At 56.5% G+C, this 17037-nt stretch carries 16 protein-coding genes; 15 read left to right on the plus strand and 1 reads right to left on the minus strand.

Features of this window, described 5'->3' with window-relative positions:
• The first annotated feature begins 166 nt into the window (after positions 1 to 166).
• From yegQ to gutQ, 15 genes are all read left to right on the plus strand, one after another.
• Complete coding sequence (yegQ, locus tag H5P17_RS19155) at positions 167 to 1519, plus strand: tRNA 5-hydroxyuridine modification protein YegQ (protein ID WP_182824621.1); 1353 nt, start codon at positions 167 to 169, stop codon at positions 1517 to 1519.
• Between the two features lie 473 nt (positions 1520 to 1992).
• Positions 1993 to 2910: a lipid kinase YegS gene (yegS, locus tag H5P17_RS19160; protein WP_182824624.1), complete on the plus strand. Its 918-nt coding sequence runs from the start codon at positions 1993 to 1995 to the stop codon at positions 2908 to 2910.
• 214 nt (positions 2911 to 3124) lie between these two features.
• Complete coding sequence (gene manD, locus H5P17_RS19165) at positions 3125 to 4339, plus strand: D-mannonate dehydratase ManD (protein ID WP_044554626.1); 1215 nt, start codon at positions 3125 to 3127, stop codon at positions 4337 to 4339.
• A 14-nt stretch (positions 4340 to 4353) separates the two neighbouring features.
• On the plus strand, positions 4354 to 5370 hold the full coding sequence (locus tag H5P17_RS19170) for a Zn-dependent oxidoreductase (RefSeq protein ID WP_182824638.1): 1017 nt from the start codon (positions 4354 to 4356) through the stop codon (positions 5368 to 5370).
• 353 nt (positions 5371 to 5723) lie between these two features.
• Complete coding sequence (locus tag H5P17_RS19175; RefSeq protein WP_182824626.1) at positions 5724 to 7013, plus strand: MFS transporter; 1290 nt, start codon at positions 5724 to 5726, stop codon at positions 7011 to 7013.
• 46 nt (positions 7014 to 7059) lie between these two features.
• The gene (locus tag H5P17_RS19180; protein WP_182824628.1) at positions 7060 to 8541 is read left to right on the plus strand and encodes a mannitol dehydrogenase family protein; all 1482 of its coding nucleotides are present in this window, start codon (positions 7060 to 7062) and stop codon (positions 8539 to 8541) included.
• 144 nt (positions 8542 to 8685) lie between these two features.
• Positions 8686 to 9372 carry a GntR family transcriptional regulator gene (locus H5P17_RS19185; RefSeq protein ID WP_044554623.1) on the plus strand — a complete coding sequence of 229 codons (687 nt, stop codon included), beginning with the start codon at positions 8686 to 8688 and terminating at the stop codon, positions 9370 to 9372.
• A 205-nt stretch (positions 9373 to 9577) separates the two neighbouring features.
• Positions 9578 to 10627: a class I fructose-bisphosphate aldolase gene (gene fbaB, locus H5P17_RS19190; protein ID WP_099062625.1), complete on the plus strand. Its 1050-nt coding sequence runs from the start codon at positions 9578 to 9580 to the stop codon at positions 10625 to 10627.
• A gap of 265 nt (positions 10628 to 10892) precedes the next feature.
• On the plus strand, positions 10893 to 11441 hold the full coding sequence (locus H5P17_RS19195; RefSeq protein ID WP_020828107.1) for a PTS glucitol/sorbitol transporter subunit IIC: 549 nt from the start codon (positions 10893 to 10895) through the stop codon (positions 11439 to 11441).
• A gap of 15 nt (positions 11442 to 11456) precedes the next feature.
• Positions 11457 to 12434 carry a PTS glucitol/sorbitol transporter subunit IIB gene (locus tag H5P17_RS19200; protein WP_044554622.1) on the plus strand — a complete coding sequence of 326 codons (978 nt, stop codon included), beginning with the start codon at positions 11457 to 11459 and terminating at the stop codon, positions 12432 to 12434.
• A gap of 22 nt (positions 12435 to 12456) precedes the next feature.
• Positions 12457 to 12819 carry a PTS glucitol/sorbitol transporter subunit IIA gene (gene srlB / locus H5P17_RS19205; protein WP_044554621.1) on the plus strand — a complete coding sequence of 121 codons (363 nt, stop codon included), beginning with the start codon at positions 12457 to 12459 and terminating at the stop codon, positions 12817 to 12819.
• A gap of 10 nt (positions 12820 to 12829) precedes the next feature.
• Positions 12830 to 13609 (plus strand): sorbitol-6-phosphate dehydrogenase, encoded by a 780-nt coding sequence (gene srlD / locus H5P17_RS19210; protein ID WP_044554620.1) that lies wholly within the window; start codon positions 12830 to 12832, stop codon positions 13607 to 13609.
• Between the two features lie 52 nt (positions 13610 to 13661).
• Entirely contained in the window at positions 13662 to 14018 is a 357-nt protein-coding gene (gene gutM, locus H5P17_RS19215; protein WP_182824630.1) for a transcriptional regulator GutM, read from the plus strand.
• An 83-nt stretch (positions 14019 to 14101) separates the two neighbouring features.
• A complete protein-coding gene (locus H5P17_RS19220) occupies positions 14102 to 14875 on the plus strand; it encodes a DNA-binding transcriptional repressor (RefSeq protein ID WP_020828112.1) in 774 nt (257 codons plus the stop codon).
• The gene (gutQ, locus tag H5P17_RS19225; protein ID WP_182824632.1) at positions 14868 to 15839 is read left to right on the plus strand and encodes an arabinose-5-phosphate isomerase GutQ; all 972 of its coding nucleotides are present in this window, start codon (positions 14868 to 14870) and stop codon (positions 15837 to 15839) included. Before H5P17_RS19220 ends, gutQ begins: the two co-directional genes overlap by 8 nt.
• Positions 15840 to 15896: 57 nt before the next feature.
• Here gutQ and H5P17_RS19230 read toward each other — a convergent pair whose 3' ends face one another.
• Positions 15897 to 16931, minus strand: coding sequence for a methyltransferase (locus H5P17_RS19230; protein ID WP_182824634.1), 1035 nt, complete (start codon positions 16929 to 16931; stop codon positions 15897 to 15899).
• Between the last annotated feature and the right edge of the window lie 106 nt (positions 16932 to 17037).

A 17037-nucleotide genomic window follows, 5' to 3' on the forward strand; every position in this document is an offset into this window, starting at 1 on the left:
AGCGCGCGATGCCCGCCATCGCGCGTTTTTCTTATGACCAGGATCAATCTCCCTGTAATAAATCCGGTTACCTGCTGATTTCTCTTCGCGCTGCCGCTACAATTCCCCGCTTTTACTGCGCCATTTGGTGGTGCGGTACTGACCTGAAATCAGACCGAGACTCATTATGTTTACACCGGAACTCCTCTCCCCAGCCGGCACGCTGAAAAACATGCGTTACGCCTTTGCCTATGGCGCCGACGCGGTTTATGCAGGCCAGCCGCGTTACAGCCTGCGGGTGCGTAACAATGAATTCAATCACGAGAATCTGGCACAGGGGATTAACGAAGCCCATGCGCTGGGAAAACGCTTCTACGTGGTAGTGAATATCGCCCCGCACAACGCCAAGCTGAAAACCTTCCTGCGCGATCTTAAACCCGTGATCGACATGGGCCCGGACGCGCTGATCATGTCCGATCCCGGCCTGATCATGATGGTACGTGAAGCCTTCCCGCAGATGGATATCCACCTGTCGGTGCAGGCAAACGCGGTAAACTGGGCGACGGTAAAATTCTGGCAGCAAATGGGCCTGACGCGGGTGATCCTGTCGCGTGAACTGTCACTGGATGAGATCGCCGAAATCCGTACCCAGGTACCGGAGATGGAGCTGGAAATCTTCGTCCACGGTGCGCTGTGCATGGCCTACTCCGGCCGCTGCCTGCTGTCCGGTTATATCAACAAACGCGACCCTAATCAGGGCACCTGCACCAACGCCTGCCGCTGGCAGTACAAAGCGGAAGAAGGCAAGGAAGACGAGACCGGCAACATCGTGCATATGCATGAACCGATCCCGGTGCAGACCGTCGAGCCGACGCTGGGCATCGGGGCCCCCACCGACAAGGTGTTCATGCTGTCCGAAGCGCAGAAGCCCGGTGAATACATGAGCGCCTTCGAGGATGAACACGGCACTTACATTATGAACTCAAAGGATTTGCGCGCCATCCAGCACGTGGAACGCCTGACGCAGCTTGGTGTGCATTCGCTGAAGATTGAAGGCCGCACCAAATCCTTCTACTACTGCGCACGTACCGCGCAGGTCTATCGTCGCGCCATTGATGACGCCGTCGCCGGCAAGCCGTTCGATCCCACTCTGTTGACCACGCTCGAAGGCCTGGCGCACCGGGGTTACACCGAAGGCTTCCTGCGCCGTCACGTACATGAAGCACAGCAAAACTACGATTACGGCTCTTCGCTGTCTGAGCGCCAACAGTTTGTCGGCGAATTCACCGGGGTACGGCGTGACGGCTGGGCTGAAGTGGACGTGAAAAACAAATTCCTGCTCGGTGACAGCGTAGAAATGATGACCCCAGGTGGTAACGTCTTGTTTACCCTGGAGAGCATGCAAAATAAGAAAGGTGAAGCGATCGACGTGGCACCGGGTAACGGCCATATCGTTTATTTGCCGATCCCGCAAGATATCGATCTCAATTACGCGTTGCTGATCCGAAATTTGCCGGATATCAATACTCCTGCGGCGTAAAATGCAGGAGGTGATCCTTTAATGGCATTTTTTAGCAAATATTAGAATTGGATCACATCAATTACTGCGCAGCTTGGTTAACATCAGGCTGCTTAAAACTAAGAACGAAAAAGATTTGCATAGCAATACTAGGAACCACCTCCTTAGCCAGTCCAATCTCCCTTGGACTGGCTTTTTCTTGGATATCAAAAAATAATCCTATCTAATATATCCATTAGCTTTCAATTCACTGACTTGCTTATTTTTCATTACGCGCTGTTGTCATAGCGATATAAAAACAAAGCTACAACGATTAATTAATGCATTAACAAAAATCGCTAACTTTCCCACGGATATATCTTAATTTAAGTCAATCCTGCAGAAATAAACTCTGCCAGGTCAGGATAGATCAGAATTAACTGAATATTCTGATGGCCTGTCGCCGACGGGTAGTTTATCGTTGCCCTATAGTTTACAGCCGGGAGATATCGGGAATGCATTCACCAGCACCAGCGCTTCTTATCATTAACGGCAAAGGCGCCGGTAACGAAGAGGTTCGCCTTGCAGTACAGAAGTTGCGAGATGAAGGCCAGTCCCTGCACGTTCGCGTTACCTGGGAACAGGGTGACGCCGCACGTTATGTTCGGGAAGCCTGCCAACTGGGGGTGAGCACGCTGATTGCCGGCGGCGGCGACGGCACCATCAACGAAGTGGCAGCAGCGCTAACGGCCTTGCCGGCGGACGCCCGCCCGATGCTGGGCATTCTGCCGCTGGGTACCGCCAATGATTTCGCCATGGCCTGCAATATCCCTTTGATGCCGGAGCCGGCATTGCGGCTGGCGGTGAAGGGCCGCGCGGTGCCGATAGATCTGGCGAAAGTGAACGATGAACGCTATTTCATCAATATGGCGACCGGTGGCTTCGGCACGCGTATCACCACCGAGACGCCGGAAAAACTCAAGGCGGCGCTGGGCGGCGTGTCCTACTTTATCCACGGTTTGCTGCGCATGGATACGCTCAAGGCCGACCGCTGCGAGATCCGCGGGCCGGATTTCCATTGGAGCGGCAACGCGCTGGTCATCGGCATCGGCAATGGCAAACAGGCCGGGGGCGGTCAACAGCTCTGCCCGGACGCGCTGATCAACGATGGGCTGCTGCAGCTGCGCCTGTTGATTGCGGATGAACTTCTGCCGGCGCTGGTAGCCAGCCTGTTTAACGATGAAGAAAACAAAAACGTCATCAGCGCCGCACTGCCGTGGCTGGAAATCAAGGCTCCCCATGAGATGACCTTTAATCTCGACGGTGAACCCCTGAAGGGCAAGCATTTCCGCATTGAAGTGTTGCCCAATGCCATTGAATGCCGTCTGCCCCCCAACTGTGGGTTATTGGGGCAAGGCTCCTCCTCGGAATAACCGCCTTTGGCGCTCGCCGGTAAGGGTTGAGCGCCACTGGTTGTAGCGTCAGCCGCTTCCCCGCCAAATAATTTACCGCCTGTCGTTTGCACTTTATTCCGCATCGAAATGTGATCCTCTCCGGCAAATCCTTTAAATCATACTTGTATGGTAGTTCATTCATGGCGTATTTTCCGTCCAATATGATGACCCGTGGGAACAGGATAGAGACGTTATGAAGATTGTTAACGCAGAGGTATTTGTGACCTGCCCAGGCAGGAATTTTGTCACGCTGAAGATCACCACCGACGATGGCATTACCGGTATCGGCGACGCCACGCTTAATGGCCGTGAACTGCCGGTGGCGTCCTATCTGAAAGATCATGTCTGTCCGCAGCTGATCGGCCGGGACGCCCATCAGATCGAAGACATATGGCAGTTCTTCTATAAAGGCGCCTACTGGCGCCGCGGGCCTGTCACCATGTCCGCCATTTCTGCCGTAGACATGGCGCTGTGGGACATCAAGGGCAAGGCCGCCAATATGCCGCTGTACCAATTGCTCGGTGGCGCATCACGTACCGGCGTCATGGTGTACTGCCACACCACTGGCCATTCCATCGACGAAGTGCTCGACGACTACGCCAAACATAAAGAGTTGGGCTTTAAAGCCATTCGTGCCCAATGCGGTGTGCCTGGCATGAAAACCACCTACGGCATGGCCAAAGGCAAAGGCCTGGCTTATGAACCCGCCACTAAAGGCAACTGGCCGGAAGAGCAGCTGTGGTCAACGGAAAAATACCTCGATTTCACGCCCAAGCTGTTCGAAGCGGTGCGCAACCGCTTTGGTTTTGACGAACACCTGCTGCACGACATGCACCACCGGCTGACCCCTATCGAAGCCGCCCGTTTCGGTAAAAGCATTGAGCAATATCGCCTGTTCTGGATGGAGGATCCGACCCCGGCAGAGAATCAGGAATGCTTCCGTTTGATCCGCCAGCATACCGTGACCCCTATCGCCGTCGGCGAGGTCTTCAACAGTATTTGGGACTGCAAGCAACTGATCGAAGAACAGCTGATCGACTATATCCGTACCACCCTGACCCACGCCGGCGGCATTACCGGTATGCGCCGTATCGCCGATTTTGCCTCGCTGTATCAGGTGCGTACCGGTTCACATGGGCCATCCGATTTGTCCCCGATCTGCATGGCGGCGGCGCTGCATTTTGATCTGTGGGTGCCGAACTTCGGCGTGCAGGAATACATGGGCTACTCCGAACAAATGCTCGAAGTGTTCCCGCACAGCTGGAGCTTCAACGACGGATACATGCATCCGGGCAACAAGCCAGGTCTGGGCATTGAGTTCGATGAAAAACTGGCTGCCCGTTATCCCTATGAACCGGCTTATCTGCCGGTCGCACGCCTGGAGGATGGCACCTTATGGAACTGGTAACAGAAGAGCGCACCATGCAAAGCGTGGTCATCGAGCAGCCCGGCCGTCTGGTTATCCAGCCGCGTTCCCTGCCGCAACCGGCAGCCGACGAAGTGCGGGTGAAGGTAAAGTTCGCCGGCATTTGCGGTTCCGATGTGCATATCTACCATGGTCATAACCCTTTCGCCCGCTACCCGCGCGTCATCGGGCATGAGTTTTTTGGCGTCATAGACCAGGTGGGCAGCGATATCGATCCGCTACGTATCGGGGAACGCGTTGCGGTCGATCCGGTCGTCAGTTGCGGGCATTGCTACCCTTGCTCTATAGGCCGCCCTAACGTCTGCACAGAACTGCAGGTGATCGGCGTGCACCGCGACGGGGGGTTCAGCGACTACGCCTGTGCCCCGGCACGCAATGCCTACCGCATCCCGGACAGCATCAGCGATCGCCATGCCGCGATGGTCGAACCTTTCACCATAGGCGCCAATATCACCGCCCACCTGCAACCTAACGCCGAGGACATCGCGCTGATCTACGGCGCCGGGCCAATGGGGCTGACGGTGATCCAAACGCTGAAAGGGGTCTACGGTGTGAAACAGGTGATTGTGGCCGATCGCATCAGTGAGCGACTGGCGATGGCTCAGGAGAACGGTGCCGACTGGACGTTCAATAACGCCGAAGGCTCACTGCAAGCCGAGTTGGAATGGCGTGGACTCCGGCCGACGCTGATCGTCGACGCTGCCTGTCATCCGGCCATTTTGCAGGAAGCGATTAACCTGGCATCACCGGCGGCGCGTATCGGCATCATGGGCTTCTCCGGCGAGGCCTGCACGCTGACCCAGCAAAGCATCACCAGCAAGGAGCTGTCGATTTTCTCCTCACGCCTCAACAGCGGGCGCTTCCCGCAGGTCATCGATTGGATGGCCAGCGGCAAAATCGACCCGCAGCGATTAATTACGCACTGCGTCTCGGCCAGCGAGGTCGAGCAGGCGATGCTGATGTTCGAAAAAGACCAACGCACCTGCTGCAAGGTGTTACTGCAATTTGACTGATGAATTTACCAGGGCAGAGGGAGGCAGGAAGCGCCCTCTTCAACCATGAAGCTTCGCAATTAAGCCAGGCTGCGCCCCGTCATTGTACGTGAACGCCGCTGGCGGTCATTTGGACGCGCAGCAAGGCGCGAGTCGTGAGGTTTGGTGGGCCAAATAAGCGGCTCGTAACACAGGTGCGCGTTCAAATGGCCCCAGCCCTCCGGGTCGCGCCCCAAAGACCCGTACTCTGTGTTGTCGGGCTTGAACGTAGGCCCGCTATGCCCAGCACCCTCCGCCTTGATTACGGGCCTTTGGGTCTGCGACGGCGCCACGGACAATGACGGGACACAGCCTATACCAAGTGGAGTGATTTTATGTTTAAAAACCTGCGTTGGACCATAGTGTTCCTGCTGTTTATGGTCTACATGATCAACTACCTCGACCGCGTTGCGCTGTCGATTACCGTGCCTATGATCGAGAAGGATCTGATGTTGAATGCCGAACAGTTCGGCATCATCTTCGGCAGCTTCTTCTTCGGTTACGCCATCTTCAACTTTGTCGGCGGGCTGGCAGTAGACAAGTTCGGCCCAACGCTGGTGCTCGGGATCGCCGTTGGCCTGTGGTCGATTTTCTGCGGCATGACGGCATTAGCCACCGGTTTCTATTCCATGCTGATCCTGCGCGTGCTGTTCGGCATGGCGGAAGGGCCAATCTGCGCCTCGGCCAATAAGATGATAAACGGCTGGTTCCCGAAGAAACAGGCAGCAACCGCCATGGGGTTGCTCAGCGCCGGCTCACCTTTGGGCGGCGCCGTGGCCGGGCCAATCGTCGGCTATCTGGCGCTAGCGTTCGGCTGGCGACCGGCGTTTATGATCATCTGCTCGATCGGTATCGTCTGGATGCTGGTGTGGTTCTTCGTGGTGGCGGATAACCCGGCGAAAAGCAAACGCGTCAGCGATGAGGAGCTTGCGCTGGTCAACCGGATGAAACAGGAAACCCACAGCGCGGAGGAAGAGCTGAGCAACGCCGCTCACGGGCTGGGCTACTACCTGAAACAGCCGATCATCCTGGTCACCGCGTTCGCCTTCTTCTGCTACAACTACATCCTGTTCTTCTTCCTGAGCTGGTTCCCTTCCTATCTGGTTCAGGCGCATAACCTGAACATCAAGGAAATGAGCCTCACCACCATGATCCCATGGATTGTCGGCTTTGTCGGGCTGGCACTCGGCGGCTATATCTCCGACAAGATTTTCAATATCACCGGCAAGCTGTTGCTGTCGCGCAAGATCGTACTGGTCACCAGCCTGCTGGCGGCGGCTATCTGTGTGGCACTGGCGGGTACCGTCAGCAGCGTAGTACCGGCGGTGGTATTGATGTCGGTGTCAATCTTCTTCCTGTACATCACCGGTGCCATCTACTGGGCCATTATTCAGGACGTGGTGCATAAATCCCGGGTCGGCGGTGCCAGCGGCTTTATTCATTTGGTCGGTAGCGTTTCCGGTATCATCGGCCCGATCGTGACCGGCTACATTGTGCAAAACACCGGTAAGTTCGACAGCGCCTTTATGCTGGCGGGCGGCGTGGCCGCGCTGGGTGCAGTGCTGGTGCTGCTGGTGATCAAGGCACCGCGCAACACCGTACAGCCGCAAATCTCGAAATCTTAATGCTTCAGGGGCGGCCAAGGTCGCCCCGCTCTTCAGGAATTTCAGCATGATACTTTCCAGTAACAGCGCACTGCCTGCGGCGATCGCGCGACCGACCTACCCGCGTGAACAAATGAAACCGCGCATCGTACATCTTGGCTTCGGGGCTTTTTTCCGTGCGCATCAGGCGATATACGCCGAGCGTCTGGCGAAGGATCACGCCAGCGACTGGGGTTACTGCGTGATCAGCATGCACAACGGCCAGCAAAAAATCGCCGATATCCAACGTCAGGACCTGTTATATACGGTGGCCGAAATGGACGACACCTGCTGGCGAGGTCAGGTCGTCGGCATTATCAGGCAGGCGCTGCATCTGCAGGTCGACGGACGGGAAGCCGTACTTGAAGCCATGGCACAGCCGGAGGTCGCTATCGTCTCACTGACCATCAGCGAGAAAGGCTACTGTTATCATCCCGCCAGTGGCCAGCTGCTGGCAGAGCACCCTGATATTCAACACGATATTGCCCATCCACAGCGGCCACAGTCCGCCCCCGGCTTGATCCTGGCGGCGTTACGGCTACGTCGTGAGCGTGGGCTGCCGGCATTCGCCGTGATGTCCTGCGACAACATGCCGGCCAATGGCCAGGTGACCCGCAACCTGCTCTGCCAACTGGCGCAGCGGCAGGATGCAGAACTGGCGGCGTGGGTTAAACAGCATGTCGCCTTTCCCTCCACCATGGTCGACCGCATCGTTCCGGCAGTAACCGAGGAAACGCTGCAGCACATTGAAGGATTACTGGGCGGCATTGTCGATCCGGTCGCTGTCGCCTGCGAGCCCTTTAGCCAATGGGTGATAGAAGATAACTTCCCACAGGGGCGTCCTGCGTGGGAAAAGGTCGGCGTCGAGCTGGTTCACGACGTGCTCCCTTACGAAGAAATGAAGCTGCGGATGCTCAACGGCAGCCACTCTTTCCTGGCTTATCTGGGTTACTTGGCCGGCTATGCGCACATCAGCGACTGCATGCAGGATGCGCATTTTGAGCGTGCGGCGCGCCATCTGATGGTGGCGGAACAGGCGCCAACCCTGCATGTCAGCGGCGTGGATCTGACGCTGTACGCCGACTCGCTGCTGGCTCGCTATCGCAATGGCGCGCTGAAGCACCGCACCGAACAAATCGCCATGGACGGCACGCAAAAGCTGCCGCAGCGTTTGCTGGACGCCATCCGCTGGCATCTGGCACAGGGCAGCGATTTTAGCTGCCTGGCTTTAGGGGTTGCCGCCTGGATGCGTTACGTCGGCGGCCAGGACGAACAGGGTCAGGTTATCGAGATCAACGATCCCCTGCGTGAACGTCTTGCCGAACAGGTCAGCAACAGCCGCCAAGGCGCCGAACGGGTACTGGCACTGCTGCAGCTTGAAACGGTGTTTGGGCGCGATCTGCCCGACAGCTTGCAGTTCGTCCAGGCAGTGACCGATGCCTACCTTACGCTGCTGGCGCAAGGGGCCCGAGCCACCGTTGCCGCACTGCCAGTCATGGGAGAACGATAATGGCAGACCTCCCGCATGCCACGCCTGCCAACGGAGAGGATCGTTGAGTTATCCTATTTGGCGGATGGATTAATCCACCCGCCCTCAAAGAATAATCTGCTAGTATGGTGGCATCCTAATCCAGCCAGATTACCGATCTTCACCATGTCTGAAACCTACAGCCTTACCAACAACCTCCCGGTCAATCAGCAAATCTACCGCTTCCTTCGTAAGGATATCGTCGATTGCACCATTCCCCCCGGTACCTTGTTGTCTGAAAAAGAGATCTCCACCCGCTTTTGCGTTTCGCGTCAGCCGGTGCGCGAGGCCTTTATCAAGCTGGCGGAGGCGGGGCTGGTGCAGATCCTGCCGCAGCGCGGGACTTTCGTGATGAAGATTTCCGCCAAGCGGGTGGCCGACGGGCGCTTTATTCGTCAGGCAGTCGAATGCGCGATTGTTCGTCGTGCTGCACAACGGATCACCCCGGAACAGCTGATGACGCTGGAGCATAACTTGCATCGTCAGACGCTGGCGGCACAAAACCGGCAAACCCGTGAGTTTTTGGCACTGGACGACGAGTTCCACCAGTTGCTAACCCAGTTCGCCGATTGTCCCCTGGCCTGGGAAACCATCGAAACCATCAAGGCCACCATGGACCGGGTGCGTTTTCTCAGCCTTAGCGAGGTTTCGCCGCCGGAAAGCCTGATCCAACAGCATTACCGCATTTTTGAAGCGCTGAAAGCGCAGGATGCCGACGCCGCCGAGCGCGCCATTCATGAACATCTGCAGGAGATGATTTACTCCATCACGCCAATCTCCCTGCAAAATACCGAGTGGTTTGAGGTCGAGTAATCAGCCGCAGATCTTCCGTGGGGCGATCGTCCCCACGTATTTGGCTACGCAAATGGCAATTCCTCTCAATCGCATCTATTGTTTCTCCTTGCCGTCAGGATTTCATTAATATCGTTTTATCAGCTTCAATCACCGCTTTTTGCTGCGCCGGTGGTCAGATACCTTAGGTTGCCGGTGTATGAAGAAGCTAAATCGGGAGTTAATCATGACTGATATTGCACAGTTGTTAGGAAAGGAAGCGGAAGACCTGTTGCAACACCGCTGTACTACCATCCCTGCTGAAAATCTCTACCTGCCGGGCGCCGACTTTGTTGACCGGATAATGATCGATAACAACCGCCCCAACACCGTACTGCGCTCAATGCAAAGCCTGCTTAACCATGGCCGCCTGGCCGGCACCGGTTACCTGTCGATTCTGCCGGTCGATCAGGGCATTGAACATTCTGCCGGCGCGTCTTTCGCCGCTAACCCGCTGTATTTTGATCCGAAAAATATCGTCGAACTGGCCATTGAAGCCGGTTGTAACTGCGTCGCCTCCACTTATGGCGTGCTGGCGTCGGTATCGCGCCGCTACGCGCATAAAATTCCGTTTCTGGTCAAACTGAACCATAACGAAACCCTGAGCTACCCGACCCAATACGACCAGACGCTGTACGCCAGCGTCGAGCAAGCGTTCAACATGGGCGCGGTGGCGGTCGGCGCCACCATTTACTTTGGTTCCGAGCAGTCACGTCGCCAGATTGAAGAAATTTCCAGCGCCTTCGAGCGCGCTCACGAGCTGGGGATGGTCACCGTGCTGTGGGCCTATCTGCGCAACCCGGCGTTTACCAAAGATGGCGTGGACTATCATTCCAGCGCCGATCTCACCGGCCAGGCCAACCACATTGCCGCCACCATCGGCGCCGATATCGTTAAGCAAAAAATGGCGGAAAACAACGGCGGCTACCGCGCGGTGAAATTCGGTTATACCGATGACCGCGTTTACAGCAAGCTGACCACCGACCACCCGATCGATTTGGTGCGTTACCAACTGGCCAACTGCTATATGGGCCGCGCCGGGTTGATTAACTCCGGCGGTGCCGCCGGTGAGAATGATCTGCAGGAGTCGGTACGCACCGCGGTCATCAACAAGCGCGCGGGCGGCATGGGCCTGATTCTGGGGCGTAAGGCGTTCAAGAAATCGATGAAAGAAGGCGTGGCGTTGATCAATGCCGTTCAGGACACCTACCTGGACAAGAAAGTCACCATCGCCTGATCCCAAGCCACACCCAGCTCGTTCCTCCAGCCCGGTTCGCCGGGCTTTTTTGTCGCGTTTTTCTGCCGATCCCCGCTCGACTTTCTGTTTCTCCCGCTGCCTGAGTGTTATTTTTCTTTCATAATTAACTTTCACAATAAAATATTTATATTTCAAATTGTGATCTATTTAAAACAAATGAATCCATAAAGTGATTAGTGTAAGGCCCATGGCGACAGAGCCGCCGTTCGCTCCAGGCCATACCTTCCATCACAGGAGAACAATAATGATTGAGCTAATCACCCACGGAGCCGAATGGTTTATCGGCCTGTTTCAGAAAGGCGGTGAAGTGTTTGTCGGCATGGTGACCGGCATTTTACCTTTGTTAATCAGCCTGTTGGTTATTATGAACGCGCTGATCAAATTTGTAGGCCAGGAACGTATCGAACGCTTGGCGCAGCGCTGTGCGGGAAACCCTGTTTCTCGTTATCTGCTGCTGCCGCTGATCGGCACCTTTGTTTTTTGCAACCCGATGACCCTCAGCCTCGGGCGCTTTATGCCCGAGAAATACAAACCCAGCTACTACGCGGCGGCCTCCTACAGCTGCCACTCGATGAACGGCCTGTTCCCGCACATCAATCCCGGCGAACTGTTCGTTTATCTCGGCATTGCCAGCGGGTTGACCACCCTCGGCCTGCCACTGGGGCCGCTGGCGGTAAGCTATTTTCTGGTGGGGTTGTTCACCAACTTTTTCCGCGGTTGGATCACCGATCTCACCACCAGCCTGTTCGAACGCAAGATGGGGATCCGCCTGGATCGTCAGGTGCAACTTTAATCCGTGGAGTGCAGCATGAGTGCTTATATCCGTATTGAGAAAGGCGCCAGCGGCTGGGGCGGCCCGTTAACGTTGCCTGTCGAGCCTGGCAAAAAAGTGGTGTACATCACTGCCGGTACCCGCCCATCGATCGTCGACCGGATTAGCGAACTGACCGGCTGGCCAGCCGTCGATGGCTTTAAGGAAGGCGAGCCGCCGGCAGATGAAATTGGCGTCATGGTGATCGACTGCGGCGGTACCCTGCGCTGCGGCCTGTACCCAAAGCGCCGTATTCCGACGGTCAACATTCACGCCACCGGCCAATCCGGCCCGTTGGCGAAGTTTATCCTCGAGGATATTTACGTCTCCGGCGTGCGTGATAGCAACATCAGCCGGGTGGAAGCGGCTACCGATCAGATCCCGGCAGCCACGCCACAGCCCAAGGGACGGGATTACGACACCAGCAAAAAAATCACCGAGCAGAGCGACGGCCTGTTAGCCAAAGTGGGTATGGGCATGGGCTCGGTGGTGGCGGTGTTCTTCCAGGCCGGGCGCGACACCATCGACACGGTGCTGAAGACCATATTGCCCTTTATGGCGTTCGTCTCGGCGCTGATCGGCATCATCATGGCTTCCGGTCTGGGAGATTTCATCGCCCACGGCCTGACGCCATTGGCCAACAGCCCGATTGGACTGGTGACGCTGGCGCTGATCTGCTCTTTCCCACTGCTGTCCCCCTTCCTCGGCCCTGGCGCGGTCATCGCTCAGGTGATCGGCGTATTGGTCGGGGTGCAGATAGGCCTCGGCCATATTCCGCCGCAGCTGGCGCTACCCGCGCTGTTCGCGATTAACGCGCAGGCCGCCTGCGACTTTATTCCCGTCGGCCTGTCGCTGGCGGAGGCCAAGCAGGACACGGTTCGGGTCGGCGTACCTTCGGTATTGGTCGGACGTTTCCTGACCGGCGCACCGACGGTGCTGATCGCCTGGGCCGCATCCGCCTTCATCTACCAATAACTTTGTTTGCCAGGGACCCGTTATGACTACCATTTTCCAGACCACCATCACCCAGATTGGCGACTGCGCCCGCGAAGCGCTGCAGGATGACATGTTGATCACCTTCCGTGAAGGCGCACCGGCAGACATCGAAGAATTCTGTTTCATCCACCAGCATGGCAACACCTCCGGTGAATTGCAGGCCGGGGGGTGGATGGAGCTGGCAGAGCAACGTTATCCGATCACCGCCGTCGGCGACGTTGCCACTCAAAACCTGCGTGAATTGGGCCACCTTACCGTACGTTTCGACGGCGAGCCACAGGCCGAATTCCCCGGTTCGATCCACGTATCCGGAACCACGCCGGCGGATATCCCGCTGGGCAGCACGCTGAAATTTATCGCATAAGGAGCAAACCATGTCTGAAGTAGCTGTAGTGATTGGCGGTGGCCAAACGTTGGGTGCATTTTTGTGCCAGGGCCTAGCGCAGGCAGGCTATCGCGTGGCGGTGGCCGATTTAAACGCGGATAACGCCCGGCAGGTAGCACAACAGATTAACGACCAATATGGCGCGGGCAGCGCACGTGGCTTCCAGGCTGACGCCACCGACGAACAAAGCGTGATTGCACTGGCGGGGGCCGTTGACGATGAATTCGGCCCGGCCAACCTGCTGGTGTACAGCGCCGGTATTGCCAAGGCGGCACCGATCACCGATTTTCCGTTGGGAGACTTCGACCGCTCGCTGCAGGTCAATCTGGTAGGCTATTTTCTCTGCGCCCGCGAGTTTTCTCGCCTGATGATCCGCGACGGTATTGCCGGACGCATCATTCAGATCAACTCAAAATCCGGCAAGGTCGGCAGCAAGCACAACTCGGGCTACAGCGCCGCCAAATTCGGCGGCGTGGGGCTGACACAGTCGCTGGCGCTCGATCTGGCGGAATACGGCATTACCGTGCATTCCTTGATGCTCGGCAACCTGTTGAAGTCGCCAATGTTCCAGTCGCTGCTGCCGCAATACGCGCAAAAACTGGGGATCGCGCCGGACCAGGTTGAAAAGTATTACACCGACAAGGTGCCGCTGAAACGCGGGTGTGATTATCAGGACGTGCTCAATACCCTGCTGTTTTACGCCAGCGATAAGGCTTCTTACTGCACTGGCCAGTCGATCAACATTACCGGCGGGCAGGTGATGTTCTGATCTCGTCAACGCTCCCTCTCCTTCTGGAGAGGGAAAACCAACAGGAGGCTATATGACTCAGGCATTGATTACCTTCGCAATACTGGCCTGGCTACTGCAAATCGCCCTCGGCTGGTGGCAGATCCAACGTTTCAACCGTGCCTTCGACGGTCTGTGCCGATTGGGTGCCGTCGGCGTCGGGCGTTCCGGCGGACGCTTCCAACCCCGGGTGGTGCTGGCGTTGGCCTTTGATCCCGAGCAGCGGGTTTGCGGCAGCATGTTGATGCGCGGCCTGACCATCTTCGCGCAACCCAAACCGATTGCCCGGCTGCACGGCCTGCATCAGCGCGATCTTCGCCCGGATGTGATCTTCCCCGAGGATCCCGCATGCCAGACTGCACTATCGTTAGCGATTGCCCCTAAATCATGATATTTTCACATTAAAAGACATTACCTTTCATATTGAATTGTTAGCCGAAGGGAAATGCGCAACTCTTGTGAACAGGACGGGCTATGAAACCAAAGCAGCGGCAGGCCGCTATCCTTGAATATCTGCAGCGGCATGGCAAAACGGCAGTGGATGCCCTGGCAGCGCACTTTGCCACCACCGGCACCACCATCCGCAAGGATCTCACCCTGCTGGAAGAGGAAGGTGAAGTGATCCGCACTTATGGCGGCGTGGTGCTCAGCCGCGACGATGGCGATCAGCCTATCGACCGCAAAACCCATATCAATACCGAAAAGAAACGCCAGATCGCCTATGCCGCCATTGGGCTTATCAACGATGGCGACTCGCTGATTTTTGACGCCGGCAGCACCGTGCTGCAAATGGTGCCGCATCTGGCGCAGTTCAATAATATCACCGTCATGACCAATAGCCTGCACATCGTCAATGCGCTGGTGGAACTGGATAACGATCAGACCATCCTGATGCCCGGCGGCACCTATCGCAAAAAGTCGGCGTCCTTTCACGGCAGCCTGGCAGAATCGGCTTTCCAGCAGTTCAGCTTCGACAAACTGTTTATCGGGGCAGACGGCGTGGATCTCAACGCCGGCGTCACCACCTTTAACGAAGTGCACAACGTCAGCAAGGCAATGTGCGAAGCCGCCAGCCGCATTATCCTGCTGGTGGACTCGTCGAAGTTCGGCCGCAAAAGCCCGAACGTGGTCTGCGACCTGAGCGCCGTGGATACGCTGATCACCGATAAAAACATCAATCCGGATTACCTCGCCGCGCTGCAGGCGAAGGGGATCAATATCATTCTGGTAGGAGATTTTGATGAGTAACGCCGCTGCCCTGCTGGCCTTTGCCCGCGAAACGCTGGAAATCGAGCTGACCGAAGCACAGCGCCTGCTGGCGCGACTGGACGATAATTTCGTCTGCGCCTGCGAACTGCTGCTGAACTGCCGAGGCAAGGCGGTGATTTCCGGCATCGGCAAATCCGGCCACATCGGTAAAAAAATTGCCGCCTCGCTGGCCAGTACCGGCACTCCGTCGTTCTTCGTGCACCCGGCAGAAGCACTGCATGGCGATCTCGGCATGATTGGCGCCGACGACGTAGTGGTGTTTATCTCTTATTCCGGCCGCGCCAAAGAGCTGGATCTGATCTTGCCGCTGCTGGCGGAAAATGCCATCCCGGTGATCGCCATCACCGGCGGCAAAGAGTCGCCGCTGGCACAGGCGGCGGCCTGCGTACTGGACATCAGCGTCGAACGTGAGGCTTGTCCGATGGGTTTGGCGCCGACCTCCAGCGCGGTCAATACGCTGATGATGGGCGACGCATTGGCAATGGCTTTAATGCGCCAGCGCGGTTTCAACGCCGAAGACTTTGCCCGTTCCCATCCGGGCGGCAGCCTGGGTGCACGTTTGCTCAACCGGGTGCACCACCTGATGCGCACCGGCGATCGTCTGCCGAAAGTCAGTGAAAGCGCCAACGTGATGGAAGCCATGCTCGAGCTCAGCCGCACCGGGCTGGGATTAGTCGCGGTGTGTGACGCGCAGCAGAAAGTGGTGGGGGTATTTACCGACGGCGACCTGCGCCGCTGGCTGGTAAAAGGCAATAGCCTGCAGGATGCGTTAAGCCCGGCCATTACCCGCCCAGGCTATCGCTTGCCGGAGCAGTGGCACGCAGGGGAAGCCCTGGAGGCGTTGCATGAACAGCACATCAGTGCCGCACCGGTGGTCAATCTGGACGGCGTGCTGGTCGGCGCGATCAACCTGCACGATCTGCATCAGGCCGGGATCGGCTAACTAAACTGAAGAAACCCGCAGCAATGCGGGTTCCTCCTTGCCTATTCATCTCGGGTATCAATTCGGTACAGCCTCGACGATCGACAAATAACAGCCGGTATCGATAATCCGGTTCAGCTTCAGATCGGCGCTGGCCAACAGCGCCTTCAATTCTTCTTCGGTACGTACCTGCCCGCCGTCAAAACTGCCCATCAGCACCAAATCGAGCTCGCGACAGCTTTCCCAGGCGGTGTTATTCGGCACTATTACAGGTTCAATAAGCAATAGCTTCGACTGCGGATGCATCGCATTACGGCAAGTGCGCAATATCCGGCGGGCCGGCTCATCGGCCCAGTCCATGACGATAAATTTCAACAGATAAAAATCTGCCGTCGGGCAGGTTTCAAAGAAACTGCCCGCACAGGTTTCCCACCGCGAATCATCACCCAACTCACCAAGGCGGTTTCTTGGCAATACCTGCGGTTGGTCAAAAAGAATGCCTTTAACCGTAGGGTTGGCGCGTAATACGCTCAGCAGCAATCCGCCAAACCCACCCGCGATATCCACCACCGTCGCATGTTCGGGGAATTTATAGCTGCGCATCACAATTTTATTTTCCAACGCCGACATCGATGCCATGCCGATATGGAAATCATTTTCCGAGTCAGGAATATCGTCTTGCGACCAATAATCATAGAACGGCATGCCGAATATTTGTTTAAATACCGGCTCACCGCGTAAAGTCGCTGCTAATTTTCCCAATGGGCGCCACATGGTTTCATCCGTCAGCATTAATACCCCTCCGCGCAGTGAATCCGGCACGTCCGAACGCAAATATTGCGCTACGGGGTTTAGCGAGAAACGTCCGTCTTCGGAAACAGCAAAAATATTGCGTGATGCCAGAATACTTAAAACTCGGTGCAGCATACGACTGTCCACCTCCAGCTTCCTTGCCAGCTCCTGGGCGGTTTTGGGGCCGTCGATCAGATGATCGGCCACGCACAGCTCAGCCACAGCCCGCAAGGCGGCCTGTACGGTGAATCCCATCGTTTGATCCAACAAATATAATGATGCTTTTTCATCTTCAGAAAGAGTAACCTGATTAGTTGCCATGATCATAATGCTCCGTTTGGATATTTAACCCCAGATACCATTGCAAAAAATATATCTGCAACGCTCTTTTACGGTGAAAACAAATTCGCCAAACAAAGGATAGATG

The sequence above is a fragment of the Serratia sp. OS31 genome (genome assembly GCF_014164835.1).
GTDB classification, from domain to species: Bacteria; Pseudomonadota; Gammaproteobacteria; order Enterobacterales; family Enterobacteriaceae; genus Serratia; species Serratia liquefaciens_A.